General features: G+C 68.9%; 21 protein-coding genes. 7 read left to right on the top strand and 14 right to left on the bottom strand.

The window, feature by feature from the left end:
* Nucleotides 1-113: 113 nt before the first annotated feature.
* Nucleotides 114-1,355 carry a 2-oxoglutarate dehydrogenase complex dihydrolipoyllysine-residue succinyltransferase gene (odhB, locus tag BM360_RS13805; RefSeq protein WP_093315550.1) on the top strand — a complete coding sequence of 414 codons (1,242 nt, stop codon included), beginning with the start codon at nucleotides 114-116 and terminating at the stop codon, nucleotides 1,353-1,355.
* Between the two features lie 112 nt (nucleotides 1,356-1,467).
* Nucleotides 1,468-2,328, top strand: a complete 861-nt coding sequence (gene bla / locus BM360_RS13810; protein WP_093315552.1) for a subclass B3 metallo-beta-lactamase — start codon at nucleotides 1,468-1,470, stop codon at nucleotides 2,326-2,328.
* A 3-nt stretch (nucleotides 2,329-2,331) separates the two neighbouring features.
* Here bla and kynU read toward each other — a convergent pair whose 3' ends face one another.
* A complete protein-coding gene (kynU, locus tag BM360_RS13815; RefSeq protein ID WP_093315554.1) occupies nucleotides 2,332-3,552 on the bottom strand; it encodes a kynureninase in 1,221 nt (406 codons plus the stop codon).
* A gap of 43 nt (nucleotides 3,553-3,595) precedes the next feature.
* Between kynU and BM360_RS13820 the strand changes: the two genes are divergently transcribed.
* Complete coding sequence (locus BM360_RS13820; RefSeq protein WP_165611311.1) at nucleotides 3,596-4,960, top strand: APC family permease; 1,365 nt, start codon at nucleotides 3,596-3,598, stop codon at nucleotides 4,958-4,960.
* On the opposite strand, the gene BM360_RS13825 is transcribed toward BM360_RS13820, so the two are convergent.
* From BM360_RS13825 to BM360_RS13875, 11 genes are all read right to left on the bottom strand, one after another.
* Nucleotides 4,957-5,829 carry an alpha/beta hydrolase gene (locus BM360_RS13825; protein WP_242653483.1) on the bottom strand — a complete coding sequence of 291 codons (873 nt, stop codon included), beginning with the start codon at nucleotides 5,827-5,829 and terminating at the stop codon, nucleotides 4,957-4,959. The genes BM360_RS13820 and BM360_RS13825 overlap by 4 nt on opposite strands.
* Before the next feature lie 121 nt (nucleotides 5,830-5,950).
* Complete coding sequence (gene tssH / locus BM360_RS13830) at nucleotides 5,951-8,668, bottom strand: type VI secretion system ATPase TssH (protein ID WP_093315558.1); 2,718 nt, start codon at nucleotides 8,666-8,668, stop codon at nucleotides 5,951-5,953.
* Nucleotides 8,669-8,707: 39 nt separating this feature from the next.
* Nucleotides 8,708-9,739 (bottom strand): type VI secretion system baseplate subunit TssG, encoded by a 1,032-nt coding sequence (tssG, locus tag BM360_RS13835; RefSeq protein ID WP_093315559.1) that lies wholly within the window; start codon nucleotides 9,737-9,739, stop codon nucleotides 8,708-8,710.
* A complete protein-coding gene (gene tssF / locus BM360_RS13840; RefSeq protein WP_093315561.1) occupies nucleotides 9,703-11,559 on the bottom strand; it encodes a type VI secretion system baseplate subunit TssF in 1,857 nt (618 codons plus the stop codon). Before tssF ends, tssG begins: the two co-directional genes overlap by 37 nt.
* Before the next feature lie 11 nt (nucleotides 11,560-11,570).
* Complete coding sequence (gene tssE, locus BM360_RS13845; RefSeq protein WP_093315563.1) at nucleotides 11,571-12,107, bottom strand: type VI secretion system baseplate subunit TssE; 537 nt, start codon at nucleotides 12,105-12,107, stop codon at nucleotides 11,571-11,573.
* An 8-nt stretch (nucleotides 12,108-12,115) separates the two neighbouring features.
* Nucleotides 12,116-12,904 carry a type VI secretion system accessory protein TagJ gene (locus tag BM360_RS13850; protein WP_093315565.1) on the bottom strand — a complete coding sequence of 263 codons (789 nt, stop codon included), beginning with the start codon at nucleotides 12,902-12,904 and terminating at the stop codon, nucleotides 12,116-12,118.
* A gap of 27 nt (nucleotides 12,905-12,931) precedes the next feature.
* Entirely contained in the window at nucleotides 12,932-13,444 is a 513-nt protein-coding gene (locus BM360_RS13855) for an Hcp family type VI secretion system effector (protein ID WP_093315567.1), read from the bottom strand.
* 124 nt (nucleotides 13,445-13,568) lie between these two features.
* A complete protein-coding gene (gene tssC, locus BM360_RS13860; RefSeq protein ID WP_093315569.1) occupies nucleotides 13,569-15,044 on the bottom strand; it encodes a type VI secretion system contractile sheath large subunit in 1,476 nt (491 codons plus the stop codon).
* Nucleotides 15,045-15,085: 41 nt separating this feature from the next.
* Nucleotides 15,086-15,610, bottom strand: a complete 525-nt coding sequence (gene tssB, locus BM360_RS13865) for a type VI secretion system contractile sheath small subunit (protein ID WP_093315571.1) — start codon at nucleotides 15,608-15,610, stop codon at nucleotides 15,086-15,088.
* Between the two features lie 116 nt (nucleotides 15,611-15,726).
* Complete coding sequence (locus BM360_RS13870) at nucleotides 15,727-16,761, bottom strand: type VI secretion system protein TssA (RefSeq protein ID WP_093315573.1); 1,035 nt, start codon at nucleotides 16,759-16,761, stop codon at nucleotides 15,727-15,729.
* A gap of 119 nt (nucleotides 16,762-16,880) precedes the next feature.
* On the bottom strand, nucleotides 16,881-17,558 hold the full coding sequence (locus tag BM360_RS13875; RefSeq protein WP_093315576.1) for an OmpA family protein: 678 nt from the start codon (nucleotides 17,556-17,558) through the stop codon (nucleotides 16,881-16,883).
* A 176-nt stretch (nucleotides 17,559-17,734) separates the two neighbouring features.
* Between BM360_RS13875 and BM360_RS13880 the strand changes: the two genes are divergently transcribed.
* From BM360_RS13880 to BM360_RS13895, 4 genes are all read left to right on the top strand, one after another.
* Nucleotides 17,735-19,684: a type VI secretion system Vgr family protein gene (locus BM360_RS13880; protein WP_093315579.1), complete on the top strand. Its 1,950-nt coding sequence runs from the start codon at nucleotides 17,735-17,737 to the stop codon at nucleotides 19,682-19,684.
* A 17-nt stretch (nucleotides 19,685-19,701) separates the two neighbouring features.
* Nucleotides 19,702-20,274 (top strand): DUF6931 family protein, encoded by a 573-nt coding sequence (locus tag BM360_RS13885; RefSeq protein ID WP_093315581.1) that lies wholly within the window; start codon nucleotides 19,702-19,704, stop codon nucleotides 20,272-20,274.
* Nucleotides 20,274-22,352 (top strand): type VI secretion system-associated FHA domain protein TagH, encoded by a 2,079-nt coding sequence (gene tagH / locus BM360_RS13890; protein WP_093315584.1) that lies wholly within the window; start codon nucleotides 20,274-20,276, stop codon nucleotides 22,350-22,352. The genes BM360_RS13885 and tagH overlap by 1 nt, the downstream gene beginning before the upstream one ends.
* 179 nt (nucleotides 22,353-22,531) lie before the next feature.
* Nucleotides 22,532-22,996, top strand: coding sequence for a DUF5063 domain-containing protein (locus BM360_RS13895; protein ID WP_242653484.1), 465 nt, complete (start codon nucleotides 22,532-22,534; stop codon nucleotides 22,994-22,996).
* A 58-nt stretch (nucleotides 22,997-23,054) separates the two neighbouring features.
* Here the strand turns inward: BM360_RS13895 and BM360_RS13900 are convergent, their stop codons facing one another.
* Nucleotides 23,055-24,446 carry a M20/M25/M40 family metallo-hydrolase gene (locus BM360_RS13900; protein ID WP_093315588.1) on the bottom strand — a complete coding sequence of 464 codons (1,392 nt, stop codon included), beginning with the start codon at nucleotides 24,444-24,446 and terminating at the stop codon, nucleotides 23,055-23,057.
* Between the two features lie 75 nt (nucleotides 24,447-24,521).
* Nucleotides 24,522-26,624 (bottom strand): serine/threonine-protein kinase, encoded by a 2,103-nt coding sequence (locus BM360_RS13905; protein WP_093315590.1) that lies wholly within the window; start codon nucleotides 26,622-26,624, stop codon nucleotides 24,522-24,524.
* Nucleotides 26,625-26,628: the final 4 nt, after the last annotated feature.

Consider the following 26,628-nt stretch of genomic DNA (forward strand, 5'->3'; position numbering starts at 1 on the left):
CGCCCTGAGCCCGCCGGAGGACGGATCTTCGGCACAGGGCAGAACGATGCTTCGACACGCTCGGCACGAACGGTAAGGACCAGTCGGTCCCGACAAAGGCGGTAGGACAGATCATGGCGACGGAAGTGAAGGTGCCGACCCTCGGCGAATCGATCACCGAGGCGACGCTGGGCCAGTGGCTGAAGCAGCCGGGCGAGGCGGTAGCGGCGGACGAGCCGATCGCCAGCCTCGAGACCGACAAGGTGTCGGTCGAGGTCAATGCGCCCGTCGCGGGCGTGATGGGCGCACAGGCGGTGGCGGAAGGCGACACGGTCGAGGTCGGCGCGGTGATCGCGCAGATCGAGGCGGGCAGCGCCTCCACCGCCGCCACGCCTGCTGCGGAGAACCGCACCGCCGTCGGCCAGGCCGAAGCCGCCGCGCCGGCGGAGCCCGCCTCCGCCCCCGCCGATGCCGATGCGCAGCTCACTTTGTCGCCGGCGGTTCGCCGCGCGGTGCTGGAGCATCAGGTCGATCCTTCCAAGATCAAGGGCACGGGCAAGGACGGCCGGCTGACCAAGGACGATGTGATCGCCGCCGCCGGCCAGACCAAGCCGGCGCCCGCCGCGCCCGCATCCGCTCCCGCCACCACGCCGTCCGCCGCCCCGCGGGAAGGCAGCCGCCGCGAGGAGCGCGTGCGCATGACGCGCCTGCGCCAGACGGTCGCCCGCCGCCTCAAGGAGGCGCAGAACACCGCCGCCATGCTGACGACGTATAACGACGTCGACATGACCGCTGTGATCGAGGCGCGCACCCGCTACAAGGACCTGTTCGAGAAGAAGCACGGCATCCGCCTCGGCTTCATGGGCTTCTTCACCAAGGCGGCGTGCCTCGCGCTGAAGGACGTGCCGGCGGTCAATGCCAGCATCGAGGGCGACGAGATCGTCTATCGCGACTATGCCGACATCTCGGTCGCGGTGTCCGCGCCGCAGGGGCTCGTCGTGCCCGTCATCCGCGATGCGCAGGATCTGAGCTTCGCCGGCGTCGAGAAGACGATCGCCGACTTCGGCAAGCGCGCCAAGGACGGCACGCTGAAGATGGAGGAGATGCGCGGCGGCACCTTCACCATCTCCAACGGCGGCGTGTTCGGCTCGCTCCTCTCCAGCCCGATCATCAACCCGCCGCAGTCGGCGGTGCTGGGCCTCCACCGGATCGAGGATCGGCCGGTGGTGCGGAACGGCCAGATCGTTGCGCGGCCGATGATGTATCTCGCGCTCTCCTACGATCACCGCCTAATCGACGGGCGCGAGGCGGTGACCTTCCTCGTCCGCATTAAGGAGGCGATCGAGGATCCGATGCGCCTGCTGGTCGACCTGTAAGAAGCGACGACCTGACTTCCTCCGTCATGCTGAACCTAGTTCAGCGTCCACCGTGCGGCCCGGCTTGCGGCCGCTGGTTGCACCGCAGGGTGGATGCTGAAACGAGTTCAGCATGACGAAGTATCTCAGCCGCGGTGCGGCACTCCTTCTGGCACTCGCCGCCCCCGCCCAAGCCGCCGATCCGCCGGCATGGTCGCGCCCGACCGCGCCGTTCCACGTGGTCGGGCCGATCTGGTACGTCGGCACCAAGGGCCTCGCGTCATGGCTGATCCGCACGTCCGCGGGTGCGATCTTGATCGACGGCACGCTCGAGCGGAACGTACCGGCGATCGAGCGCAACATCCGCTCGCTCGGCGTGCCGCTGTCCTCCGTGAAGCTGCTGCTCAACAGCCACGCCCATTTCGATCACGCCGGAGGCTTGGCGCGGCTGAAGCGTGACACTGGCGCGCGCCTGCTCGCTAGCGCCGCGGACCGGTCTGCGCTGGAGAGCGGCATCCCGCCGTCGGAGACGAGCTACGGAGTCGTCCGCTTCCCGCCCGTGAAGGTGGACGAAAGTGTGAGGGCCGCTGACTTCGAACCGGGATCGGTTAAACTCGGCGAAGTCTCGCTCACCCCGAAGCTGACCTCCGGTCACACCCCGGGCTGCACGACATGGTGGATGACGGTGAAAGAGCAAGGCCGCGACCTGCGGGTGATCTTTCCCTGCAGCCTGAGCGTCGCGGGCAACAAGCTGGTCGGCAATCGCGGCTATCCGGGTATCGTTGACGATTATCGCAGAAGCTTCTGGAGGCTGAGGCGGTTCAACGCCGACGTCGTTCTGCCAGCCCATCCCGAGCAGGTGGACCTGCTCGCCCGCGCCGCCCGCGCGCGGCGGGGGGAACGCGACGCATTCCTCATGCCCGGACTGCTTCAGCGCATGGTTACTGATGCGGAAATGGATTTCGAGACGGCTTTGCGCGCCGAGCAACTTTGACCCTCACGTCACCCGCGCGCGCACCGCGAAGCGCGGATCCCGCCAGCTCCCCCCCGCCATGATCCGCCCGAGGATGTCGGTCGCGCGCCACACATCCTCATGGCCGAGGTAAAGCGGCGTCAGCCCGAAGCGCAGCACGTCGGGCGCGCGGAAATCGCCGATTACCCCGTCCGCGATCAGCGCCTGCACGATCTCATGCGCATGAGGGTGGGCGAAGGCGATGTGGCTGCCCCGCGCACGCGCCTGCGTCGGAGAGACGAGCCGCAGTTCGGGTGCCAGCGCGGCCACGCGCGCCGCGAACAGGTCGAACAGGGCCGCCGACTTGGCCGCGACCGCCGCCATGTCCACCTCGCGGAGGATGCGCACGCCCTCCTCCAGCGCCGCCATGCCGAGGATCGGCGGTGTTCCCGCTAGGAAGCGCGTCATGCCCTCGCCCGCGGCATAATCGTCCTCGAAGGCGAACGGCCGTTTATGCCCCATCCAGCCGGTGATCGGCGAGGCGAGCGTCGGCTGGAGCGCGCGGCGGACGAACAGGAAGGCAGGCGCCCCCGGCCCGCCGTTCAGGAACTTGTAGCCGCAGCCGACCGCCAGATCCGCGCCGTCCCGCACCAGATCGAGCGGGACCGCCCCCACCGAGTGGCTGACATCCCACAGCGACAGCGCGCCTGCCGCCCGCGCCGCGGCGGACAGCGCCGCCATGTCGTGGCGCGCGCCGCTTCGGTAATGGACGTGGCTGAGCAGCAGCACCGCCGTGTCGCCGTCCAGCGCGGCGGCGAGTTCGTCCGCCGGCGCGGCGCGGACGCTGACGCCCGGCAGCAGCGCCGCGACTCCCTGCGCCACATGCAGGTCCGTCGGGAAATTGCCCGGCTCGGTCAGGATGGTCGAGCGGCCGGTCGCGCGGATCGCGGCGGCGAGCAGCTTGAACAGATTGGCGGAGGTCGAATCGGCGACGATCACCTCGTCTTCCGCCGCCCCCAGCAGCGGCGCGATCAGTGCGCCGATGCGCTGCGGCGCGCCGAGCCAGTCGGCATCGTTCCAGCTGCGGATCAGCCCTCTGCCCCACTCGTCCGCCACCGTCCGCGCCACGCGCGCCGCCGTCACGGCAGGCAGCGCGCCAAGCGAATTGCCGTCGAGATAGATCACGCCGTCCGGCAGCACGAAGCGCTCGCGAAAGCCGCGCAAGGGATCGGCCGCATCGGCCGCACGGGCATCGTCGAGCGTCATGCCCCTCCCTAACGCGCGACCGCGGCCGATGGCGATATTCCGCTTGGCCGATCCCGCGTGCCGGGCAATGCTCGCGGCCAAAGGCACTTCGGGGGACGCCATCATCGCCACGTCACGCATCGCCGCCGACGAACGCGCCCGCGATGCCGGGCTGGTGCGCGGCATCGGGCCGGTTGCGCTCGCCATCGCCATCGTCAACGGCGTGGTCGGCAGCGGCATCTTCGCTTTGCCGGCCCGCCTCTCCGCCGCGGTCGGCCCCTATGCGCCACTCGCCTACGTCGCCTGTGCGATCGCGATGGCGGCGGTGGTGATCTGCTTTGCCGAGGCGGGCAGCCGCGTGCCGACCAGCGGCGGCGCCTATGGCACGGTGGAGGCGGCGTTCGGCCCGCTGACCGGCTTCGTTCAGGGCATGCTGCTGTGGCTCTCGGCGGTGCTGGCATGCGGCGGCGTGGTGGCGGCGATCGCCGATGCGGCGGGCACGATCGCGCCCGCGCTGCATGGCCCCGGTGCGCGGGCGCTGATCATGGCGGCGGTGCTCGGCACCTTTGCCGCGATCAACATCCTCGGCGTGCGCGCGGGCACCGGCATCGTCATCCTCATGACGCTGGTGAAGCTCGTGCCGCTTGGCCTGTTCGTCGCGGTCGGCTGGTTCGCGATGGACCGGGTGGTGCCCGCAGGCGCGCTGGAGCCGGCGGGCTTCGGCCGTGCGGTGATCCTCGCCTTGTTCGCCTTCTCCGGCATGGAGACGATCCTGGCGACCAGCGGCGAGGTGCGTGACCCTGCGCGCACCGTGCCACGCGCGCTGATCGCCGCGATGCTGTTCGTCCTCCTCCTCTATGTCGCGGTGCAGCTGGTTGCACAGGGGCTGCTGGGCGCTGCGCTCGCCACGTCGGCGGCGCCGCTGGCGGATGGCATGATGCGCATCGATCCGCGGCTGGGCGCGCTGCTGCTGGCCGGCACGTTGCTGTCGCTGACCGGCTGGGTGGCAGGCGATCTGCTCGGCGGCCCGCGCTTCCTGTTCGCCTTCGGCCGGGACGGGCTGCTGCCGGCGGCGCTCGGCCGGCTGCATCCGCGCACCGCTGCGCCGTGGGTGGCGATCCTCGTCCACGCCGCGCTCGCGCTGGTCCTCGCGCTCACGGGCACGTTCGAGAACCTGGCGGTGCTGGCAGGCCTCGCCAGCTGCGGCATCTATTCGCTCGCCTGCGCCGCCGCCTTGGTGCTGCGCCGCCGCGGCGTGGCGACGCAAGGCGCGCCGCTCACCTTCGCCGTCACCCCGATCGCCGCCGTGATCGGCATCGCCAGCATGGTGACGATCCTGTTCATGGGTGCCTGGGCGGAGATTGCCGGCTTCTTCGGCGTGATCGCCGCCAGCGTGCTGCTGTTCCTGCTGGTGCGCCGGAAGGGTTAGAAGCGCTCCACTGCCGCCAAAGCGGCCGCCCACGCGGGCGTGCCCGGCGCGATCTCCTCGACATGGCCTTGCGCCGGCACCTCGATCACCTGCACGCGGTCACCCGCCTTTCGCGCAGCCGCCGCATAGTCTCGCGCCATGGCCGGCGGCGCGATCCGGTCCTCCCCGCCATTGACCAGCATCTGCGGCACGCCCAGCGGCATCAGCCGCGGCACGGAGGTATCCGCCAGCGGGTCGGCGCGCCCGCGCCCGATCAGCAGCGGCACGGCAGACGCGCCGCAGTCATTCCCCGGCAGGTCGCGCGCCGCCTGAAGGTCGGGCAGCCCGCCGAGGCTGACCGCGCCCGCCACCTTCAGCGGCCGTGCCGCCGCCAGCACGCTGCCCCGCGGCAACCGTCCCCTTGCCGCCAGCCAGAGCGCCAGATGCCCGCCAGCCGAATGGCCCAGCACCACCGGCGCATCCGCTGCCAGCCGGTGCTTGGTCGCGATCCCCGGCCACGCATCCGCCGCCGCGGCGACATCGCGGAACGTGCCCGGGTAGCCGCCGCCCGGCCGGTCGATGCCGCGATATTCAATGTTCCAGACCGGATGCCCGCGCACGGCGAGATCGGCCGCCGCCCAGTCCATGATCGTGCGGTCGGCCACGTCACTCCGCCAGCAGCCGCCATGGATCATCACCACCGCCCGCCTGCGCGCAACGCCCTTTGCCGGCAGCCACAGCTCGCCGAACTGCAGCGGATCCGCGCCATAGGCGATCCGCTCGCGGGGCAGGGTCGGCTTGGGGCGGGAGAGAAGGCCGTCCCACGTCATCAGCGCAGGGGCGGCGGCGGCCAGGAGAGAGGCCGCCACGAACATCGTCAACCGGCGCATCTGATAATCCTTCGTCATGCTGAACTTGTTTCAGCATCCACCGCGGTGCCTGGCCAGCAGCTTAGGGCCGTGCCGCACGGTGGATGCCGAAACAAGTCCGGCATGACGGGGAGGCACGGGCTTACTCCGCCGCCGCCACCGCGGCGCCCACGTCGTTCGCCGCTGCGGGCGCATCATCCGCCGTGGTGAACGAATAGGTGAAACCGTTGGCGTCGGTGCCGACCTGGATCGCCGTCACCTCGTCCCCCGCCATCTGCCGCTCCAAGAGCGCGATGGAGAGTTCGGGCAGCATCGTGTTGGTCAGGATCGCGTCGATCACGCGCCCGCCGCTCGCCACCTCGTTGCAGCGCGAGACGATGAGATCCACCACGTCCTGCGAATAGTTGAACGCGATCTTGTGGTTCTCGGCAATGCGCTTGACGATGCGGCCCAGCTGCAGCTTGACGATGCCGGTCAGCATCGATGGCGACAGCGGGTAATAAGGCAGCACGATCAGGCGGCCGAGCAGCGCCGGCGGGAACACCTTCAGCAGCTCCGGCCGCAGCATCTGCGCCAGCGCCTCGGGATCGGGCTTCGTTTCCTCATCCTCGCTAGATTGCGTGATGAGGTCGGTGCCGACGTTCGAGGTGAGCAGGATCAGCGTGTTCTTGAAGTCGATGAAGCGCCCTTCCGAGTCGTTCATGAAGCCCTTGTCGAACACCTGGAAGAACATCTCGTGGACGTCGGGGTGCGCCTTCTCAACCTCGTCGAGCAGCACGATCGAATAAGGCCGCCGCCGGACCGCTTCCGTCAGCACGCCGCCCTGGCCGTAGCCGACATAGCCCGCAGGCGCGCCCTTCAGCGTCGAGACGGTGTGCGCTTCCTGGAACTCGCTCATGTTGATGACGATCATCGAGTCGTCGCCCGAATAGAGCATCTCCGACAGCACATGCGCCGTCTCGGTCTTGCCGACGCCGGAGGGGCCGCACAGCATGAACACGCCGACCGGCTTGCCCGGATTGTCCAGCTTCGCGCGGCTCGTCTTGATGCGCTTGGCGATGGTATCCATCGCATAATCCTGGCCGACGACGCGCTTCTTCAGCTCATTCTCGATCGTCAGGACGGACGCGATCTCGTCCTTCACCATCCGGCCCATCGGGATGCCGGTCCAGTCGCCGACCACCGCGGCCACCGCATCGGCATCGACCACGCCGAACACCATCGGATCGTCGCCATGCGCCGCCGCCATGGCGAGGATCGCCTCGTCCAGTTTCTTGCGCAGCGCAACTTCGTCGGCGGGCACCGCGCCCTCGCCCGTGCCCTTGCGCGCCTCGGCCAGCGCGCGGCGGGCCTCGATCAGGTCGGTCAGCGCCTGCTTCTCGCCCGCCCACTTGGCGTTAACTTCATCCAGCTGCGCCTGCGCCTCGGCGATCGCCGCATCCAGCTTCGCCACCCGCTCGGCCTTGCCATATTGGCCCTCGGCCTCGCGCTGCGCGATCTCGCGCTCGACGTTCAGCAGTTCGACGCGGCGGGCACGGTCCTCCACCTTGGCGGGGGTCGCATGCTGCGACACGGCGACGCGCGCGCAGGCGGTATCCAGCAGGCTCACCGCCTTGTCGGGCAGCTGGCGCGCGGGAATGTAGCGCTGCGACAGCTTAACCGCCTGCTCCACCGCCTCGTCCAGCACGACGATCTTGTGGTGCTTCTCCATGATCGAGGTGATCGAGCGGATCATGTCGATTGCGACGTCCGTCTCGGGCTCGGGCACGTCCACCGTCTGGAACCGGCGGGTGAGCGCGGGATCCTTCTCGAAATATTGGCGATATTCGGCGCGCGTCGTCGCACCGATCGTCCGCAGCCGCCCGCGGGCCAGCGCCGGCTTCAGCAGGTTGGCGGCGTCACCCGTGCCTGCGGCCCCGCCGGCACCCACCAGCGTATGCGCCTCGTCGATGAACATGATGATCGGCTTGGGGGAAGCCTCCACCTCGTCGATCACCGCACGCAGGCGCTTCTCGAACTCGCCCTTCACGCTCGCACCCGCCTGCATCAGGCCGATGTCGAGCGAGCGCAGCGTCACGTCCTTCAGCACCGGCGGCACGTCGCCGTCGACGATGCGACGCGCAAAGCCCTCGGCCACTGCCGTCTTGCCGACGCCCGCCTCGCCGATCAGCATCGGGTTGTTCTGGCGGCGGCGCAGCAGGATATCGATCAGCTGGCGCACCTCCGCGTCACGGCCGACGATCTTGTCGATCTTGCCGTCGCGCGCCTGCTGCGTGAGATCGACGGAGAACTTCTCCAGCGCCCCTGCTTCGCCGGACTGCGGCGTGCCGTCGGGCGCGGTGGACGCGGTCGGGATGGACGAACCGCCGCCCGCCTCGGTCTGCTCCTTCGACTGCGTCGTGACGCTGGCGAACTCGGTCGCGATCTTGTCCGCGTTCAGCTTGCGGAATTCGGGCGAGATGCCGATCAGCGCATTCTTCAGGCTGGGCGTGCGCAGCATGCCATAGACGAGGTGGCCGGTGCGGATCTTCCCCGCGCCGAACTGCAGCGAGGCATAGAGCCAGCCCTTCTCGATCGCCTCTTCGATCAGCGGCGAAAAGTCGGAGATGGCGGTGGCGCCGCGCGGCAGGCCGTCGAGCACCGCGACGATGTCCTTGGCCAGCTTCGTGTCGTCGAGGCCGAAGGCGGTGCGCATCGAGGCGAGATCGTTGGCGCTGTCCTGCACCAGGATGTGCAGCCAATGGACCAGCTCGACATACGGGTTGCCGCGCATCTTGCAGAAACCGGTCGCGGTCTCGATGCCCTTGAGCGCCGTCTGGTTGAGGCGCCCGAACAGCGCCGACCTGCTGATTTCGCTCATCTTTGCCCTACTCCCCCGATTGATCTGAATCTGTGGCGATTATTGCCGATTACTACCACGCCGCACACGCGTCCGGCGACGAAGATGCGCATCCCCGCGAACAATCTGCTTGTCCGCCTTCGTCATCCACCCCGTCCAGCCGAGCTGCGTCTGCCCGTCGAGTCGCGCCGGCCGTGCGTCCGCCTCGTCGATCTTCAGCGCGATGTCCCATTCCAGGTGGCTCGGCGCGAAGGCGTTGAGCGCCTCGGAGGCGACGGCAAAGCGCGTGCCACCCGGCAGCAACGTCTTGTAGTCGCGCAGGCTCTTGGCACGGATCTCGACACGGAAGGCGTCCGACGCCGCCTTCACCCGCGCGCCCAGCACCGCATCGTCGCCGAGGCTGGCGAAGCTGCGACCGAGCCGGGTGCGATCCTCCCGCTCGATGTCGCGCCAGCGCGGCTGATATTCGATCAGGCGCACCGGCTGGCGCATCAGGTGGGTCAGCCCGTCCTCGATGGCGGCGGCGGAACGGCGCGAGGCGAACAGGGCGGCATAGTGCAGCCGCGCCTGCGCCGGGAACGCGCTGTCCGCCTGCACGCCCTCGCGCGCGCCGGTCAGCGCGGCCAGATAGTCGCCGAACCGGTCATCGTCCGGCCGGTCGAGCGAGGCGGTCGGCTGCGAATCCGCCCAGGCGCGGTAGAAGAATTGCAGCTGCCGCCCGGCCAGCACGTCCAGCCACTCGCCGAACGGCCGCGCCTTGGCATAGCGGGCCTCGTAGATGGCGAATTCGGTCAGGTGAGTCGGCAGCGCGCCCATCGGCCCGATCAGCCCCGGCCACAATCCCCGGATGCGCGCGCGGCCATGCTTCTCCTCCACCCGGTCGAGCGTCGTCTGCGCGAAGCTCATCGAGGGGGAGGAGGTGAGATCGACGATGTTCTGCGCCGGCGTGCGCGCGCGGCCGACGCGCGGCAGCTGCGGCGCACGCGCCTCCGCCGCCCGCACCATCGGGAACAGCCCCCACCGCTTGACCGTCTCGGCGGCCGTGCGGAGGAAGCTCAGATGTTGTGTCGGCGGCCGATCCTCGGGGGCCATCGGGCGAAATTTCCTTCCAACGGCGTCTCGAACACGCACTCGGTGAAGCTGTTGACGGTGGTGAATTCGGCGAGGAACTGCTCCAGCACCGCGGCGAACAGGAACATGCGGCCATTGTCGAAGCCGGCATCGTCGAGGCGCAGCGTGATGCGCAGGCCCCGCGCCACCGCCATCCGGTCCAGCCCCGGCACGCGCCGCGTCACCATCCGCGCGCGCACGCCCGTCACCGCATCGATCTGGCGCCGCAGCCCCGGATCGTCCTGCCGGCCGTAGAGCGCGAGGTGATCGCGCAGCACCGACGGATCGTCGCGGTCGATCGGCGCCAGGGTCGCGTAATTGGGGGTGAGGTGCCCCAACACGCGCCACGCCGCGTCGTTCAGCCCCATGGGCGGGCGCGGCTTGGTCGGCGCGCGGACGACGCGCACGCGCGTCACCGGAAAGCCGGTCAGCTGGAAGTGGCTGTCGCCGCGAAAGGTCAGCGTCTCGGGCAGCTCGCGATTAGTAACGAGGCCGCGCACCGCCAGCTCGTTGATCCCCTCCAGCCGCTCCGCCTCGCCGGGGGCGGTGATGCTGATCCACGTCTCGGTGCCGACATAGTCGGAGCGCCGCCGCACCCTTTGCTCGCGCGTAGATAAGCGCCGCGTGCGGATCTGCGTCGTGTAGAACAGCGCATCCCGCCAGTCGTAGAGCAGTGCGCCGAACGCATAGAGCGGCGCCACCGGCCGCGGATCGGCATTGTCGCGCCCGAACGCCTTGACCTCGGTCAGCCGGAACAGCTCGTAATCGAGCGGCCGAGTGCGGTCGGGAATGATGTGGAACTCATGCTCGAACGGCGTCACCGGCACGCGGCCGAGCTGCATCTCGAACAGGTTGATCGCAGGCGTGGCGAACAGCTTGAGGTTGGCCGGCTCCACCGCGCCGGTAAGCGCCGGCGCGTTGCGGCCGAACAGGATGACGATGTCGCACTGCTCGTCGCATTTCGCGAAGCCCTTGGCCAGGTCGGTCAGCGTGACGAACAGGAAGCGCTCAGGGCAGGCGAAATATTCGCTGAGCAGGCGATAGCCGCGGAAGCTCCGCTGCTCCGCCGGCAGCAGCGCCTCGTCGTCGCCGAAGCCGTGCTGGCGCGGCAGGTCCAGCCGCCGCCACTCCGCCTCCTTGCCCGGCGGCCCGGCGAGCACCGCCAGCGACTCGCCTGCAATCTGGCGGTAAAGCTCGCCCGGTATCGCTTCCGATCCGTCGAGATAGACGGGCAGCTCGCTGATCGGCAGGTTGGCCAGCGGCACCTTGGCGGTCGATGCGATGCGCAGGCGAAGCCCCGCCTCGGCGCGCACGTTGGCGCGGCCGGCATAGGCCGCCACCGCCGCGCGGGAACTCAGATATTCCGCCTCGACGATCTTCACCGGCCAGAGCTTCACCTCATGGCCGGTACGGAAGGTGACGGGCGCGCCACCCTGATCCTCGGCGATGGCGACCAGCTCGGTCTGGCGCGGTACGGCGACGCCCGCGGCAAGGCCGGGATCGCTGTCCAGCGGCTCCAGCTGCACGACGGCGATCGACGGCGTCGGCGCGAGATAATGCGGCTGGATCGCCTGCAGCAGATGCTCGGTGAATTGCGGATATTGATCCTGCAGCTTCAGCTGCACGCGCGCATTGAGGAAGGCGACGCCCTCCATTAGCCGCTCGACATAGGGGTCGGGGTCGGTCGGGGTCTTCAGCCCCAACCGGCCGGCGACCGTCTCATGCTCCTCGCCGAATTCGCGCGCGGTCTCGCGCAGATAGGCGAGTTCCTCATTGTATGCGCGCAGCAGCCGCGGATCCATCGGCGCGCCGCTCAGCCGCTGATCTCGACCGCGGCGGTATCCGGGTCGACTGCGGTGGTGAAGGTGACGGGCATCGGGTGCGCCGCGGCGATCACGTCGCCGTGGATGGCAAACCGCACCGCGCCGTCGCCAAACTCATTCTCCTGCGGCTCGACGACCAGAGAGCTGTCGTCGATGCGCGGCTCGAAGGTTCGGATCGCGTTGCGCACGTCGCGCGCGCGCTGAACGATGATGCGGCGCGTGATCGCCCGCCCCGCCAGATCGGGCACGCCATAGTTCAAGACAGACGTCTGCACGTGCGGATAGGGTTCCAGATCGACGGCGGCGCCCAGCTGCGTGGTGTTGAGCAGCCAGGCGATCTCGCGCCGCACGGTGACGCGCAGCGCCTCCTCGTTGAACCGCTCGACCTTGGGCACCGCATAGGTGCGCATCGTCTCGCGGCTGACGGAGGTGACGCGCCCCTCGCCCTGGTCGATCAGGCCTTCCATGTCGTTGCCCGAGACGAGCTTGTCGAACAGGGTCGCGCGCGCGCGGGGAGGCAGGGCCATGGCGCGGCTCAGGCGAAGCTGAGCGCGCGGAGTTCCAGCAGGCCCCGCTCCTCGCCGCCCGACAGCGCGAGCAGGTGCTGGCCCGATCCCGCCTCGCCCACCGGCGTCTCGCGCCAGCTGGTCGCGCGGGCCAGCCGCTCGGCGCCATCGGTCGAATGCTCGGTGCCGGGATAGCGCGCGGGCAGCATGCCGGCGACGGACTGGCCGTTCTTCCAGCCGATCTGCACCGGATACCAGACGATGTCGCGCAGATCCTTCGGACCTTCGCTGGTGATCTTCTCGACGGCGGAGAAGGGGACCAGCCCATATTGGCCCGCGATGATCGCCTCGAACGTGGGGCCGAACCGCGCATCGGCGTCGGCGATCCAGTCGAATGCGATGCCGTCCAGCGTGCCCGGCGTATCGGGTGCGGCGTCGAAGGCGCGGCCGCGCGCATCGTCGGCGGCATTCGCCTCGCCGCAGGCGGCCAGCTTGATCGCCTCGGCGATGTCCTTGGCCCAGTCGGCCTCGCGCGTCAGGATCGGCGCGGTGGCGGTGCCGTCGAACACGGCGCTGCGGAAGATCTCCGCCTCCAGCGCCTGGTTGTAGGCGACGGCCAGCATCTGCGCCTCGGCCGACAATTTGGCGAGCAGGTCGAGATGGGTGCGCGCCTTGGTCCATTCGCCGGCGACGGCCATCAGCTGGAAAAGAAAGATGCGCGCCTCCGGATCACCGGGGCGCGCACGGACGACCTCGACGAGCGCGGCACGCGCCCCGTCGAGATCGCCCTGGCGAAGCAGCTCGTCCGCGGACGGCATGATCTTCGTCTCTTTACGCGTTCAGGCTCAGGCCGACTTCGGCGCTTCGCCTTCCAGCACTTCCTTGTTGACCTTGAGGTCCCAGCCGCCCTTCGACGCGGCGCCGAGGTTGCCGTCCTGGTCCTGCGGCTTGTACTCGAAGAAGATCGAGGTGTAGTTGAACTTCACCGTCTCGGTCGCTTCTTCTTCGCCGTTCTGCGTGAACTCGGAGATCAGCACGCCCTTGAACGTGACGGTCATGAATTCCTTGGGGCTGCCGCCGGCCTTGCGCAGGCGCAGCGCGACCTTGTCGAAGTGGGTGCCCGAGGCGCAGTGCTTCATCAGCTGCGGCGAGGCGGAGTCGGTCGCCTTGGTGAAGGTGAAGTCGTCGAACTCGGCCTTGCCGGCGCCGAGGCCCGAACCGGTCGAGGAGGTGCCCTTCTGGCGGACCGCGAACTCATAGTTCAGGATGTGCATGCACTTCTTGAACTTGTCGTCCATCGACTCGCCGTCGATCTTCTTGTTCGAGATCTGGAAGTCCAGGTATGAGTCAACGGCCATTTCAGAAACTCCCGCTTTTTACTTTGGCCGGAAGAGGCCGGCCGCCTTGAATTTGCTTTTAGAGGTGGGTGCCGAGTCCGACAGTGACTTTCATCACCGGAAAGCCCGGCACCAAACTTTTTTCTTATGCCTTGGGCAGACGCGAAGTCATGCTCATCGAAATATCCAGCCCCTCGAGCTGGTAATGCGGCACGAACAGGAACTTGCCCTTGTAGTAACCCGGGTTTTCCTCGTCCGCGACGATCTCGACCTTGGCGTCCTTCAGCGGCAGGCGCGCCTTCATTTCCTCGGACGAGCTGTCGGGCTGCGCGTCGACATATTGCAGCACCCAGCTGTTCAGGTCGGCGGCGAGGCGCGGCGCCTCGCGCGTGCTGCCCACCCAGTCGCGCACCATGCACTTCAGGTAGTGCGCGAAGCGGCACGACGCGAAGATGTACGGCAGGCGCGAGGAGAGGTTGGCGTTCGCCGTCGCCGCCGGATCCTCATACTGGCGCGGCGCATTCAGCGTCTGCGCCCCAATGAAGGTCGCCTGGTCGGTATTCTTGCGGTGGACCAGCGCCATCAGGCCCGCCTTGCTCAGCTCCGCCTCGCGGCGGTCGGAGATGGCGATCTCGGTCGGGCACTTCATGTCCACGCCGCCATCGTCGGTCGGGAAGGTGGCGGTGGGCAGGCCCTCGACGGTGCCGCCCGATTCGACGCCGCGGATGCGCGTCGTCCAGCCATAGGTCTTGAACGCCTCGGTGATGCGCGTGCCCATCGCATAGGCCGCATTCAGCCACAGATGGTTGTCGTGGCTGCCGCCGGCATCCTCCTCGAACGCGAAATCCTCGACCGGGTTGGTCTTGGCGCCGTAGAGCGGACGGCCGAGGAAGCGCGGCATGGTCAGCGCCATGTAGCGGCTGTCGGGCGTGTCGCGGAACGAGCGCCACGCGGCATAATCGGTCGCGTCGAACTGCTTGGCGATGTCGCGCGGATTGCTGAGTTCCTGCCAGCTTTCCATGCCGAGCAGGCCCGGCGCCGCCGCGGCGATGAAGGGCGCATGCGCCGCCGCACCGATCTTCGACAGGCCCTTCAGCACCTCCAGGTCGGGCGCCGAATGGTCGAACTGGTAATCGCACACGAACGAGCCATAGGGCTGGCCGCCCAGCTGGCCGAACTCGCTCTCGTAAATCTTCTTGAACAGCGGGCTCTGATCCCACGACGCGTCGCGGAACTGGCGGAACATCTTGCGGCACTCATCCTTGCCGATGTTCAGCACGCGGATCTTCAGGTCCGTGCCCGTGGAGGTGTTCATCACCATGTAGTTCAGGCCGCGCCACGCCGATTCCAGCTTCTGGAAATCGGGGTGATGCATGATCAGGTTGACCTGCTCGGTCAGCTTGCGATCGAGCGCCGAGCGCATCGCGTCCATCGTCGTGAACACGTCTTCGCCGATCACGTTGGAATCGGCGAGCGCCTGCTGCGCCATCGTGGCGACGGCCGCCTCGATGCGGCTGGCCTTGGTGTCATCCTGCGGCTTGAACTCCTTCTGGAGGAGCGCGGAGAAATCGTCGAGCGCGACCGCTTCCGGTGCGCCACCCTGCTCGAGCTGGGTTGCCATGGTCGTGAACTCCCGAATGTCGTTGGCGTGTGGCCGCGCGATCAGGCCTGCGGCTCGTCGGCGGAGGCGGCCTCACCCGCGGGCTTGGCGGCGGCGAGCGCCTTCATCAGCGACGGATCCTTCAGCACCTTGTCGAGCAGGTCCTGCGCGCCGTCCTTGCCGTCCATGTAGAGCATGAGGTCGTTAAGCTCGCGCCGCGCGTCGAGCAGCTTGGCCAGCGCCGGCACCTTCTTGGCGATCGCACCCGGATCGAAATCGTCCATCGACTTGAAGGTCAGGTCGACGGCCAGCTTGCCCTCGCCCGTCAGCGTATTCTCGACGTTGAACGCCGCGCGCGGCGCGATCGCGGCCATGCGCTGGTCGAAATTGTCCATGTCGAACTCGACGAAGTCGCGCTTGTCGAGGCTCTTCTTCTCGACATGGCTCTTGCCCGACAGGTCGGACAGCACGCCCATGACGAACGGCAGCGAGACCTTCTGGCGCGAGCCGAACGTCTCGACCTCATATTCGATGTGGACGCGAGGCGCCCGGTTTTCCTTGATGAAACGCTGGCCGCTTTTCGACATCGTGAACCCCCTCGATCTCGTCGGGGAGGCCCTTGCCGCCCGGACGGTCTGCCTTGCCTGAGATTAATCCAAGAGCAGGTCTGCTACAATCTGCTCCGCGTCTTTATTCGTCTCGCTCAATAGTCCGAGCGTTGTGAGACGAGAATGCGCTTAACGTCGTCCAAGGCGCCGGACGCTATGTCTTCCAGCACAGTGAGGAAATCGGCGTTGACCCATTCGCGCGCCCGGTTGAGCGCCAGCGGCACGGGGGAAGACGGTTCGCGCCGCTGATAATAGCCGACGATCGCGTCGAGCGCGCGCAGCACGTCCTCGCGGCTGTTGACGCCGCCGGAGAAAGCCGGCCCGCCCGAAGCACCGCCACCGCTGCCGCTGTCGAAGCTGCCGGCATAGGCCGCTGCATCGTCGTCGCCCGCCTCGGCCGCATCCTCCTCGCCCGCATCCGCGCCGGTGCTGGTGAAGGCGGCGATGCCGCGGCGGATCTCGTTCAGCGCATCATAGGTCGGCTGGAAATTGGTGCCGGTATCGCCATCGGCATTGGCCACCATCACCCGGTCGGCGCGCTTGATGCCGTCGATGATGTTGTCGATCTGCTGCAGGATCTCGCCGAGGCCCTCGTCGCCGATATCCTCGAGCGCGGCGCGGAACATGCCATAGCCATCCTCGCTCGCCCCGCCCTCGCGGAAGCGGGCGAAGTCGGCGCCCGAAAAAACGCCGAGACGCGGGTGGCGCAGCACCGGCAATTTCTTCAGCGGCCCGAGGAATTCGCCGATGCGCGTCAGCGACTCGGTCGGCCCCTTGCGGCCCTGGAAGCCGTATTCGTCGAGCTGCGGGTGGACGTCGGGCCAATAATCCTCGAACAGCCCGCCGAGGAATTGCGCACCCGCCTCGACTACGTCGAGCTGGCCCGCCTTGGCGCCCGCGCGCGCCAGATAGACGGCCAGCCACACGTCCTTGGTCTGCGCGCTCTGCTCGACGATCGCGTTGATCGTGCTGCGCCAGTCGACCTCGACTTCGGGCGCGTCATCGTCGTCGCTGACCGAGCGCTCGAACGCGCTCTCGATCTGGATGCGTCCATCGTCGTAGGACAGGTCTTCGCCGACGCGGCTGTCGCCATCGACGGGTGCCAACAATAACGCGACATCAACCGCCATGGTCGCACCCCCCGGTACGCTTCACCCGTGACGCGATCGCCAACCCCCGCGATCCGCCACCCGATACCTTTGAAACCAAAACGGCCGCGGGATCAACCGCGGCCGCCTTGGCTTAACCATCAGCTGGCGGGAACGAACTGCACCCGCCGGTTCGCGGCCGCCGCCGCCGAGCGACCCGGCAGCGGCTTGTCGGGCCCGAAGCCCTTGGCGATCAGCCGGTCCTCGGCGATGCCCTGCGCCTTGAGGAAGTTCGCCACCGACTCGGCGCGCGCCTGCGACAGGCGGACATTCGCGTCACGATCGCCGCTCGCGTCGGTGTGCCCCTCGACGACGAACTTGCGCGAGGCCAGCGCCGGCAGCTGCAGCGCCTTGGCGAAGGCTTCCGCCTCGGCGCGGCCCTGCGGCGTCATCTCGGCGGAACCGAGGCCGAAGGTGATGCGCATGTCGATGCCCTGCGGCGATGCCGGACGGGCGGGTGCCGCGACGGCAGCGGCCGCCGCTGCGCCGCGCGCGGGGCGGGCGACGGAGGCGACGCGGGTCGGCGCGGCGGGCCGTGCGGCCACGGGCTGCGCCTGGCGCGCCGGCGCGGTCGCCGCCTTCACCGTGCCCGGACGGGTGAAGCTGAACGCCGCTTCCTTCGGCAGCTCGATGCCCGAGTCCGCCGACTCGGCAGCGCAGTCACCGGTCAGTTCGCAGACGACCTGTGCAGCGGAACGGCTCGCCTTCACCTGTGCCAGCGCCGCACCCGGCAGCGACAGAGCAGACAGGGACACGGCGACAACAATCGCGGACTTCATGGCTTGGAGCCCCCAAGACGGTTCGTTGATGATGGAGTCGATGATTACTTCCCATAATTCAAATCGTATGTGACCCGCAACACAAGAGATCCAAGTCAGGCGGGCGAGATTGCAACCGTCATTGGGTGGTGTAATTCGGTTCCGGGCGCCCGTGTGCGTCCGGCGGGGAGCGGGTAATGGCAGACAGGCAGTCGTCGTTCAGCAGTCAGTCGGGGGGAGGCGAGCGGCAGGCCAAGCTCGCGATCAATCTCGGCGGCGAACAGATCCTGCTGGAACGGGTCGAAGCGGTCGAGTCGTTTGGCCGGCCCTTCTCGATCTCGGTCGATCTCATCTCCGAACTGGGCGAGATCGATCTGCTGCCGCACCTCGGCAAGGCCGCCTGCGTCACGATCAAGCAGGATGACGACCAGCTGCAGCGCCACTTTCACGGCCTGATCGCGGAGGGTGAATTCCTCAACGAGGAGGAAGGGCATCATTACCGCCTGGCGCTCCGGCCGTTCACCCACTTCATGTCGCACAACCGCAACTTCATGATCCACTACAACAAGAGTGCGATCGACATCATCAAGGCGCTCGTCGCGCAGGCCGGCTTCTCCGCCAATCTCGAGGTGCGTGCGGCGGGCAGCGGGCTGGTCCGCGAATATTGCACCCAATATGGTGAAAGCGACTTCACCTTCATCTCGCGCCTGATGGAGGAAGAAGGGCTTTATTACTTCTATTCGCACAGTCCCGGCGGTCACAAGATGGTGATCTGCGAAAAGCCCGCCGATCACCAGGCCGGCAAGGCGACGCCGCTCACCTACAACAGCGCCAGCGCGCATGTGCTGCACGCCGACAGCGCGGCGCGCACCGCGCTCGGCTCCGAAAAATATGTCCAGCGCCTGCACGAACGCGTCAGCACTGGCGCCGAGACCAAGGTGACGCTGCGCGACTGGGATTTCGAGAAGCCCGGCCAACCGCTCACCCAGGTCGCCGACGCCAAGGAGACGAGCGCCGCGCCCGTCGCTGAGGTCTATGAGTGGCCTGGCCCCTACATCCAGCCGGCGCATGGCAAGCGGCTGGCCGAGGCGATCCTCGACGGCCGCCGCGCCGAACAGGTGCTCTACACCGCGGAATCGCAGCTGCCGCTGCTGGAGATCGGCACCAAGGTGAAGATCGCCTCGCACCCGAACGAGCGCTATAATCGCGAGCTGCTGATCACCCGCACGCATCACGTGCTGGTGACGGAGACCTACCGCTCGGGCAGCGGCGGCGGCGACCAGGGCGTCGTGTTCGAAGCGGTGCCGGTCGAGGCCAAGTGGCGCGCGCCGCAATTCACGCCGCGCCCCGTCGTCCGCGGGCCCGAGACCGCGATCGTCATCGGGCCGGAGCGCGAGACGATCCACACCGACAAATATGGCCGCGTCCAGGTCCGCTTCCACTGGGATCGCTCGGGCGATCCGGTCAGCAAGATGACATGCTGGCTGCGCGTGTCGCAGACGGGCGGCCTCGGCAACATCATCCTGCCGCGCGTCGGCCACGAGGTAATCGTCGACTTCCTCGACGGCGATCCCGATCGCCCGCTCGTCGTCGGCCGCGTGTTCAACCAGCAGCACATGCCGATCTACGCGCTGCCCGGCAACAAGACGCGCGCCGTGTGGCGGACGCAGACCTATACGTCGGCGGGCGGCGCGGACGATGTCGGCGCGGCCAAGCCGCTCGACACCAAGAACCCGAGCGCGAACGAGATCCGCTTCGAGGACATGGTCGGCAAGGAGGAGCTGTTCGTCCACGCCCAGCGCGATCTCGCCACCCGCGTCCGCCGCAACGAGACGCACAATGTCGGCCTCGACCAGACGTCGGAGATCCACGGCGGCCGCACCACCACGATCGACAACAACGACAAGCTGACCGTCAACCAGTCGCAGACGGTCAAGGTCACCAACACGATCGAGATCGAGGCGGGCACCTCGATCACGCTCAAGGTCGCCGGCAACTCTATCGTGATCGACCAAACCGGGATAAAGCTGAAAGGCATCATGATCGACGAAAAGGCCGATGCCATGATGTCCCAGCAGGCGCCCATGATGACGATCAAGGGCGATGCGATGGTGGACGTCGATGGCGGCCTGATCATGTTGAACTAAGGCGGGTCGGTGAAGCGATGAGCGAGTGGACCAAGGTCAGGTGGACGCAGGCGCGTCAGGTGACGCAGCTGATGGGCGTCCGCGATCGCGACGCGCCGGCCGAAGGCGTGGCACCGCGCGCGCATTGCACCGCGCTCGCCACGGCGGGTGAGCTGTCCGATGCGGTGACGTTCGTCGGCCATGCGCTGCCCCGCTATGAAAGCGTCGCGTGGGCGACGTCGCAGGTCGCCGCCGCCCGCGCGCACACGCCGGCCGAACCGGCCGAGCAGGCGGTGTTCGATCTCGTCGCGGAGTGGGTCAAGGATCCGAATGACAGCCTGCGCCGCGCCGCCTTCGATGCCGCGCGCGCGCTGGACGAAGCCGGGCCAGAGCAGATGCTCGGCTTCGCGACCTACTATTCGGGCGGCAGCATCGCTCCCGAAGGGGTCGCGCCGGTGCTGCCCAAGGACGGCATGTGCAATCGCTTCGCATCCACCGCCGTGGTGATCGCCGCCGGCGTGGCGGGGGAGCGCGCCGCCGCGCTCCAGGCGGCACTCGCCGCGGGTGAGGCGGTCGCCTCCGGCGCGCCTGCGCCGCAGGCGGCAGGCTGATGTGGGGCGGGCACGGCTCGGGCGCTCCCAAACTCGGCCTCACCATCCGCAACGTCGACGCGCTCGATAACGGCGTTCCGACCCGCATCGATCTCGATCAGCGCGGCGCCGTCATCGGCCGCTCGGCGACGGTCGACTGGAGCCTGCCCGATCCGCGCGCCTATATCTCGTCGCGCCACGCCGAGATCGATTTCGTCGACGGCCAATATCGCCTGATCGACGTCAGCACCAACGGCACCTTCATCAACGGCGCGACCGAGCGGAGCTACGAGCCCGTCACGCTGAAGGATGGCGACGTGATCGCCGTCGGCCATTACGAGATCGTCGTTACGCTGACCGGCGGCCCCGCCGCCGCCGCACCGCCCCCCGCCGCGCCGCCCGCGGCCTCCGGCGGCTGGGGCGGGTGGGATAGCGGCGCTGCGGCCGCGCCGGCGGCCGGCTCGGGCTGGGGGTCGGCCGCATCGGTCGCGGCGCCCGCTCTCGGTGCCGGCGCAGCCTCTGCCGCCTGGGCCGCCCCTGCCATCCCGAAGCCCGACGCCTCCGCCTGGGGCGCCCCGCCAGGCGACGCCGCGGGCGGTTGGGGCGCGGCTGCCACGCCCGCCGCACCGTCGGCCGACGGCTGGGGCGCACCCGCCAGCCCCGCAGCACCCGCGTCGGACGGGTGGGGCACACCCGCCAGCCCTGCCACGCCCGCCGCCCCTGCCACCGATGGCTGGGGCGCGCCCGCGCCGTCGGGCAATGACGGGTGGGGTGCTGCACCCGCAGCGCCAGCCGCCGATGCAGGCGGCTGGGGAGCCGCGCCCGCTGCGCCTGCCGCCGGCGGCAACGACGGATGGGGCGCCGCCGCCGCGCCGGCACCCTCAAGCAATGACGGCTGGGGCGCCGCACCCGCCGCGGAGAGCGGCGCGTCCGCCGGCTGGGGTAGCCCACCCCCCGCGACCGGCCCTGCCCCGTCCAACGCCAGCTGGGCCGCACCCGCGCCCGCACCGGCCAGCCCGTCCCCCACCTCGTCCTTCGCCGCGCCGACCGAGGCGTTCGTGCCGACGCACAAGACGGTGGAGCAGGCGCCGAACCCCTCCGCCTGGGATCGCCCGGCCGAACAGGGGCAGGCCGCCTCAGGCTGGTCCAGCGCGGTCGCCGACCGGCCGAGCGCTCCGACCGCCGACGATGTCTGGGGCAAGATCAACGACGGCAACGTGGTCGATTGGGCGCGCGGCGGCTTCGGCGCGGCAGCAGCGCCGGCCGAGACGGACAAGCTCGGCCTGACGCCGCGCAACGCCATCGCCGCCTTGCCTGCGACGCCTCCGCCCGCCGCCGGCTTCGGCGGCAGCCCGCCGCCCGCTGCACGCCCCGCGCCCGCCCCGGCGCCCACCGCCTTTCCGACGCCGCCTGCCGCTGCCGCCTATACTCCGCCCGCCCCCATGCCGATGCCGCCGCAGGCGCCGGCCGCCCCCGCCGCCGCGCCGCAGCCCCCCGCCGCCGCGCCCGGCAGCGGCGAGGCGATGGCGCGCTTCCTTGCCGAGGCGGGGCTCAAGCGCGGCGACCTCAAGGGCAATGACGCCGATCTGATGGCGTCCGCCGGCGGGCTCGTCCGCCGTCTCGTCGCCGGGCTGGTGGTGATGCTGGAGGCCCGCGCCCGCGCCAAGTCGCAGATGGGTGCGCAGTCCACCGCGCTCGAGTTCGACGGCAACAACCCGATGAAGTTCGCCCGCACGCCCGAGGGCGCGCTGGCGCAGTTGCTCAATCCCGTAGAGCGCGGCTTCATGCCGGCCGACCGTGCGGTCGAGGATGCGTTCCACGATCTCCAGTCGCACCAGATCGCCACGCTGAAGGCGATGCAGGGCGCGCTCAAGGCCACGCTCGACCGCTTCTCGCCGACCGCGATCAAGGCGCGCGCGGAAGACAAGGGGCTGATGTCCCGCATCCTCCCCGGCGCACGCGACGCGGCGCTGTGGCAGGCCTATGAGCGCGAATTCGGCGGCGTCGCCCACGGCTCGGACGAAGCCTTCATGGAAGTCTTCTCCCGCGAATTCAAACGCGCCTACGAAGAACAATCGGCGCGGCGCCCGAAGAAGTAGCGCGCATCCTACCTCCTCCCTTCATGCTGAACTCGTTTCAGCATGACGAGGGGCCTTTCGGAGCGCCGCAGCACTGTTCGGCCGGCAGCTTCCGAAACTAGATCAAGGTTGTGGCGCCGGAGCGGAATGGCTTGGACTGGTGGGAAGCGGACGTCCCGCTCGCCGGGTCTGAGTGACAGTTGGGCAGGATCATGAAGCCTTCTGCGATGGTCGTTGCGCGATCCTTTCTTGATGTGGTGTGGGCGGACGTGCCCCCATCCGACGCGGAGTTGCTTGTGGCCCTCGATCGCCTTCTAGCGGCTGTCCACGACGTTCCGGAGGCAGAGCCCGCCGACGCCGAAGTCGCGCGAACCGATCGTGATTGGACTTCCGTGTATGGGCAGATTGCGACACGATTTCCTGCCTATGGCCTCTACGCTGTCTCAAGTCCCTTAGCGTTGGGGGAGGCAGCGATGACTGGCGACGCGATCGACGATCTCGCTGATCTAACGGAGGACTTGCGTGAAGTTCTCTGGCGTGGCGAGCAGAGCGGCCCTGATGATGCGGCGTGGTATCTCCGTTTCATGTATGAGGCGCATTGGGGGCGCCACGCGAGAGAGTTAGCGCTGTTCCTGCACGCACGCCTGTCCGAGCGACTGGAGTGAACGCCTGACTTCGTTCGACAACTGATCGGCCGCTGTCGGGCCGGAACCAGCCTCCCCCTCACTCGTCCGCATAGGCCTTCACCAGCTCGAACAGGAAATCGCGCCCCGCATAGATGGATTTCACGCCCATCCGCTCGTTCAGCCCGTGTGCGCCATTGCCGTCCGGATCGCCCCACGGCCCCGGCACGCCATAGGTCGGAATGCCCGTGAGGTAGGTGGCATCGGTCGCGCCCGTCGACATGGCGGGGATCAGCGGCACGCCGGGGAAATGCTTCGCCACCAGCCGCTCCGCCGGAGCCATGATCTTCGCCGACAGCGGCGGCGGCACCGCGATCGGGCGCAGCCGGCCGACCATCGTCACGGCAAGCTTGGGATCGCCCACCGCCGCGATCAACGCCGCCTTGGTCGTGTCGCCATCCTCACCGGGGATGATGCGGCAGTTGATCGTCGCGGTGGCGCGCTGCGGCAGCGCGTTCACCGCATGGCCCGCCGCCAGCATCGTCGCGACGCAGGTGGTGCGCAGCATCGAATTGTAGGTCCGGTCGCGGGAGACGATCGCGGCAGCCGCCGCATCGCCGGGGTTCGCCGCCAGCCGCACCATCGCGCGCCCCGTCTCGTCGTCGCGATCCGCGCCCACCTTGGCGAAGAAGGCGCGCGTCGTATCATTGAAGCGCACCGGGAATTTGTATGCGCGCACCTTCTGCACCGCGTCGGCCAGCGCGTAGATCGCATTGTCATCGATCGGGATCGAGCTGTGCCCGCCCGGATTGGTCGCGGTCAGCTCATAGCTGCGGTTGGATTTCTCGCCCACCTGCATCGTCTGGCTGATCAGCTTGCCCGACGCATCGGCATCGCCGCCGCCGCCCTCGTTGAGCGCGAACTCCGCCGCGATCAGGTCGGGCCGGTTCTTGGCCAGCCACTCGACCCCGTTCATCCGCGCGCCCGATTCCTCGCCGCAGGTCAGCGCCAGCTTGATCGTGCGTTTCGGCTTGTAGCCCTGCTGCTTCATCCGGATCAGCGAATCGATCCAGATCGCCGCCAATCCCTTCATGTCGGCGGTGCCGCGGCCGTAGAAATAGCCGCCTTCCTCGATGAACTTGAACGGATCGCGCGTCCAATCCTCGCGCCGTGCATTCACCACGTCGATGTGGCCAAGCAGCAGGATCGGCTTGGCCTTCGGGTCGCTGCCCGGCAGCATCGCGACGATGCCGCCATCCAGCGGCAGCTTGTCGTCCTTGAACAGCGTCAGCTGCGCATCGGTGAAGCCGCCCGCGCGCATCCGGTCGCGCACCAGCTCCGCCGCGCGGGTGCAGCTGCCGGTCGCCACCGACGTGTCCGTCTCCACCAGCGCCTTGTAGAGATCGCGGAACACCGCCTGGTCCGCCCGCGGCGCCTGCGCGCCCGCCGCCGTCGCGAACAGGGCGAGAGCGGAAACGAGGGTTCGGAACATGCGTGCGGCCTCCTGCTGGCGAGGCGCCGACCGAACCAGAGGATGCGCGCCCACGCAAGGGGCGCCGCGCCGCCTTCAGCCCGGTATCTCGTCCACCGTCTTGAACCACACCATCTCGGACTTCCAGCCGCCGCGCTGCGCCTCGCCCTCGAACTTCTGCTTCCAGTCCGCGCCGCGCTGTCCGGGCGGTGTGGTGATCAGCGCGCCGTCGAACGGCTCCTTACCCGTCAGCAGCATGAAGCCCGACCAGCCGAGATGGTCGATGAACAGGGGCACGCGATATTTGTTGCCGCCGAGCGGCGTGACGTTGGGCAGCACGCCCTTCAGCAGCCCCTCCATCGTCGCGCGCTTGGTCACCGGCCCGTCGGGCGAGTTGACGTTCTCCACCGCGCCCGTCTCCGTCAGCCCGAAGAAGCCGACACCCTGGTTCGCCGGGCCGAGATCGATGTTCAGCACCACGTCCGCGCCGGTCGCGCCGTCGGCGCCCTTGGCCCGCTCCCACTTGCGCTGCGCCACGGTCAGCCCCTCGGCATTCGGCGCACGGATCGCGCGGAACGCGTCCAGCGCGTCGCACATGCTGGCGGGAACGGTCGCCACTTCCTCGAAATTGATGTCGGCGGCGGTGATGCCCTTTTCCTGCAACGCCTTGGAGATCGCGCCCTGCGCGCGGCCGGGCGCATCCGCCACGCCGTTCAGCGCCACCGCCACGCCGCGCTCGCCGCGCTGGGTGATGTCGGTGATGTCCAGCCAGGTGCAGCCGATGCCCGGCAGCGCCGCATCGATCGCGCCGCGCGCCTGATCGGCCACGGGCAGCCCGGAATCGGCCACCGCCCCCGCGCCCGCGCCGCCCGCCGCAGCCACGGTCGGGTCGGCCGGCTTGTCCCCGCCCGATGTCAGCGCCCAGCCGCCGACGCCGAGCACCAGCAGCGCGGCGATCGCACCGCCCGCGATCAGCGGCGTCTTCGACTTGGCCGGTGCAGCCGCCGGCTCCGCGACACGCGCTGCCGCGGGCGCCGCCCCGCGCGCACCGCCGTCCAGCGCGGCGATCACCTCTTCCATGGAGCGCAGCCGCTCCGCCGGATTGGCGGCGAGCATCTTCGCCAGCACGGGGCGCAGCTTTTCGGGGATGGGCGTCAGGTCCGGCCCGGCGCGGCGCTTGTCCACCGCATCGACCAGGGTCGCGCCCATCTCGACATTGCGGCCCATCGCGACCGCGAGGATGACGAGGCCGAGCGAATAAACGTCGCTCCACGGCCCCACGTCGCGGCCGAAATCGCCCAATTGCTCGGGCGCGACATAGTTGAGCTTGCCGGCGAAACCATCGCCGACGATCGTCTTGCTGCCGGGATCGAGATCCTTGGCGATGCCGAAATCGATGACCTTGGCCTTGTCGAGCCGCCCGTCCTCCAGCAGCACGTTGTCGGGCGAGATGTCACGGTGGATCGCGCCCAGCGAATGCGCCACGCGCAGGCCGTCCGCCAGCCGGCGCGTCAGCATCGCCAGCTCGTCCTCGTTCGGGCGCAGCGTGCCCAGCACGTCGGCGAGATTCTTGCCGTCGATATATTCGGTGACGATGTAGAGCACGCCCAGCTGCGGCTCCTGCGCCAGCACGCGATACTGGACGAGCGCGGGATGCGTCAGCCGCGTGAGGGTCTTGGCCTCCTTGCGGAACATCGCCTGCACGTTGGGATCGGCGGCGAGCGCGGGTAGCATCACCTTGATCGCGACGCGCTCGTCCGAATTGACGTTGGATCCCTCGAACACCTCACCCATGCCGCCGCGCGCGATGAAGCGATCGACGCGGAAGATGTGGTTGAGCACGTCGCCGATCTGGATGCGGTCGCCATCGAGGCGCGGTGCCATCGGCATGTAGGTGCGGTTGAACGCGGTCTGGTCCTGGCTCGGCGGCGGGGCCGGCTGCACCGGCACACCGGGGGCGGTGCGCCGGTCGCTCGGCGGCGCACCCCAGCCGCCCTGCGTCTGCTGCGAGGATGGCGGCGGCGCAGGCGGCGTTCCCCAGTCGGCGGGCTGGGAAGGCGGCGGGCTGCCCCAGTCGACCGGTGCCGGCGGCGGCGGCGCTCCGCCCCACGGATCGGCCGCGGGCGGCTGTTGCCCCGGCGCCGGCATGAACACCGTCCGCTCCTCCTGCGGAGGCTTCTTGTCGTCGTCGCCGGTCATAGCG

Source organism: Sphingomonas jatrophae (genome assembly GCF_900113315.1).
Lineage (GTDB): Bacteria > Pseudomonadota > Alphaproteobacteria > Sphingomonadales > Sphingomonadaceae > Sphingomonas_P > Sphingomonas_P jatrophae.

Excerpts from the sequence above, each read along its gene's own strand:
- BM360_RS13855 (WP_093315567.1), bottom strand. The coding sequence starts at position 13,444 with ATGGCCGTTGACTCATACCTGGACTTCCAGATCTCGAACAAGAAGATC.
- tssF (WP_093315561.1), bottom strand. The coding sequence starts at position 11,559 with ATGGATCCGCGGCTGCTGCGCGCATACAATGAGGAACTCGCCTATCTG.
- tagH (WP_093315584.1), top strand. The coding sequence starts at position 20,274 with ATGTGGGGCGGGCACGGCTCGGGCGCTCCCAAACTCGGCCTCACCATC.
- tssH (WP_093315558.1), bottom strand. The coding sequence starts at position 8,668 with ATGAGCGAAATCAGCAGGTCGGCGCTGTTCGGGCGCCTCAACCAGACG.
- odhB (WP_093315550.1), top strand. The coding sequence starts at position 114 with ATGGCGACGGAAGTGAAGGTGCCGACCCTCGGCGAATCGATCACCGAG.
- kynU (WP_093315554.1), bottom strand. The coding sequence starts at position 3,552 with ATGACGCTCGACGATGCCCGTGCGGCCGATGCGGCCGATCCCTTGCGC.
- BM360_RS13885 (WP_093315581.1), top strand. The coding sequence starts at position 19,702 with ATGAGCGAGTGGACCAAGGTCAGGTGGACGCAGGCGCGTCAGGTGACG.
- tssC (WP_093315569.1), bottom strand. The coding sequence starts at position 15,044 with ATGGCAACCCAGCTCGAGCAGGGTGGCGCACCGGAAGCGGTCGCGCTC.
- tssB (WP_093315571.1), bottom strand. The coding sequence starts at position 15,610 with ATGTCGAAAAGCGGCCAGCGTTTCATCAAGGAAAACCGGGCGCCTCGC.
- BM360_RS13875 (WP_093315576.1), bottom strand. The coding sequence starts at position 17,558 with ATGAAGTCCGCGATTGTTGTCGCCGTGTCCCTGTCTGCTCTGTCGCTG.
- BM360_RS13850 (WP_093315565.1), bottom strand. The coding sequence starts at position 12,904 with ATGCCGTCCGCGGACGAGCTGCTTCGCCAGGGCGATCTCGACGGGGCG.
- BM360_RS13905 (WP_093315590.1), bottom strand. The coding sequence starts at position 26,624 with ATGACCGGCGACGACGACAAGAAGCCTCCGCAGGAGGAGCGGACGGTG.
- BM360_RS13870 (WP_093315573.1), bottom strand. The coding sequence starts at position 16,761 with ATGGCGGTTGATGTCGCGTTATTGTTGGCACCCGTCGATGGCGACAGC.
- BM360_RS13880 (WP_093315579.1), top strand. The coding sequence starts at position 17,735 with ATGGCAGACAGGCAGTCGTCGTTCAGCAGTCAGTCGGGGGGAGGCGAG.
- bla (WP_093315552.1), top strand. The coding sequence starts at position 1,468 with ATGACGAAGTATCTCAGCCGCGGTGCGGCACTCCTTCTGGCACTCGCC.
- BM360_RS13900 (WP_093315588.1), bottom strand. The coding sequence starts at position 24,446 with ATGTTCCGAACCCTCGTTTCCGCTCTCGCCCTGTTCGCGACGGCGGCG.
- tssG (WP_093315559.1), bottom strand. The coding sequence starts at position 9,739 with ATGGCCCCCGAGGATCGGCCGCCGACACAACATCTGAGCTTCCTCCGC.
- tssE (WP_093315563.1), bottom strand. The coding sequence starts at position 12,107 with ATGGCCCTGCCTCCCCGCGCGCGCGCGACCCTGTTCGACAAGCTCGTC.
- BM360_RS13825 (WP_242653483.1), bottom strand. The coding sequence starts at position 5,829 with ATGCGCCGGTTGACGATGTTCGTGGCGGCCTCTCTCCTGGCCGCCGCC.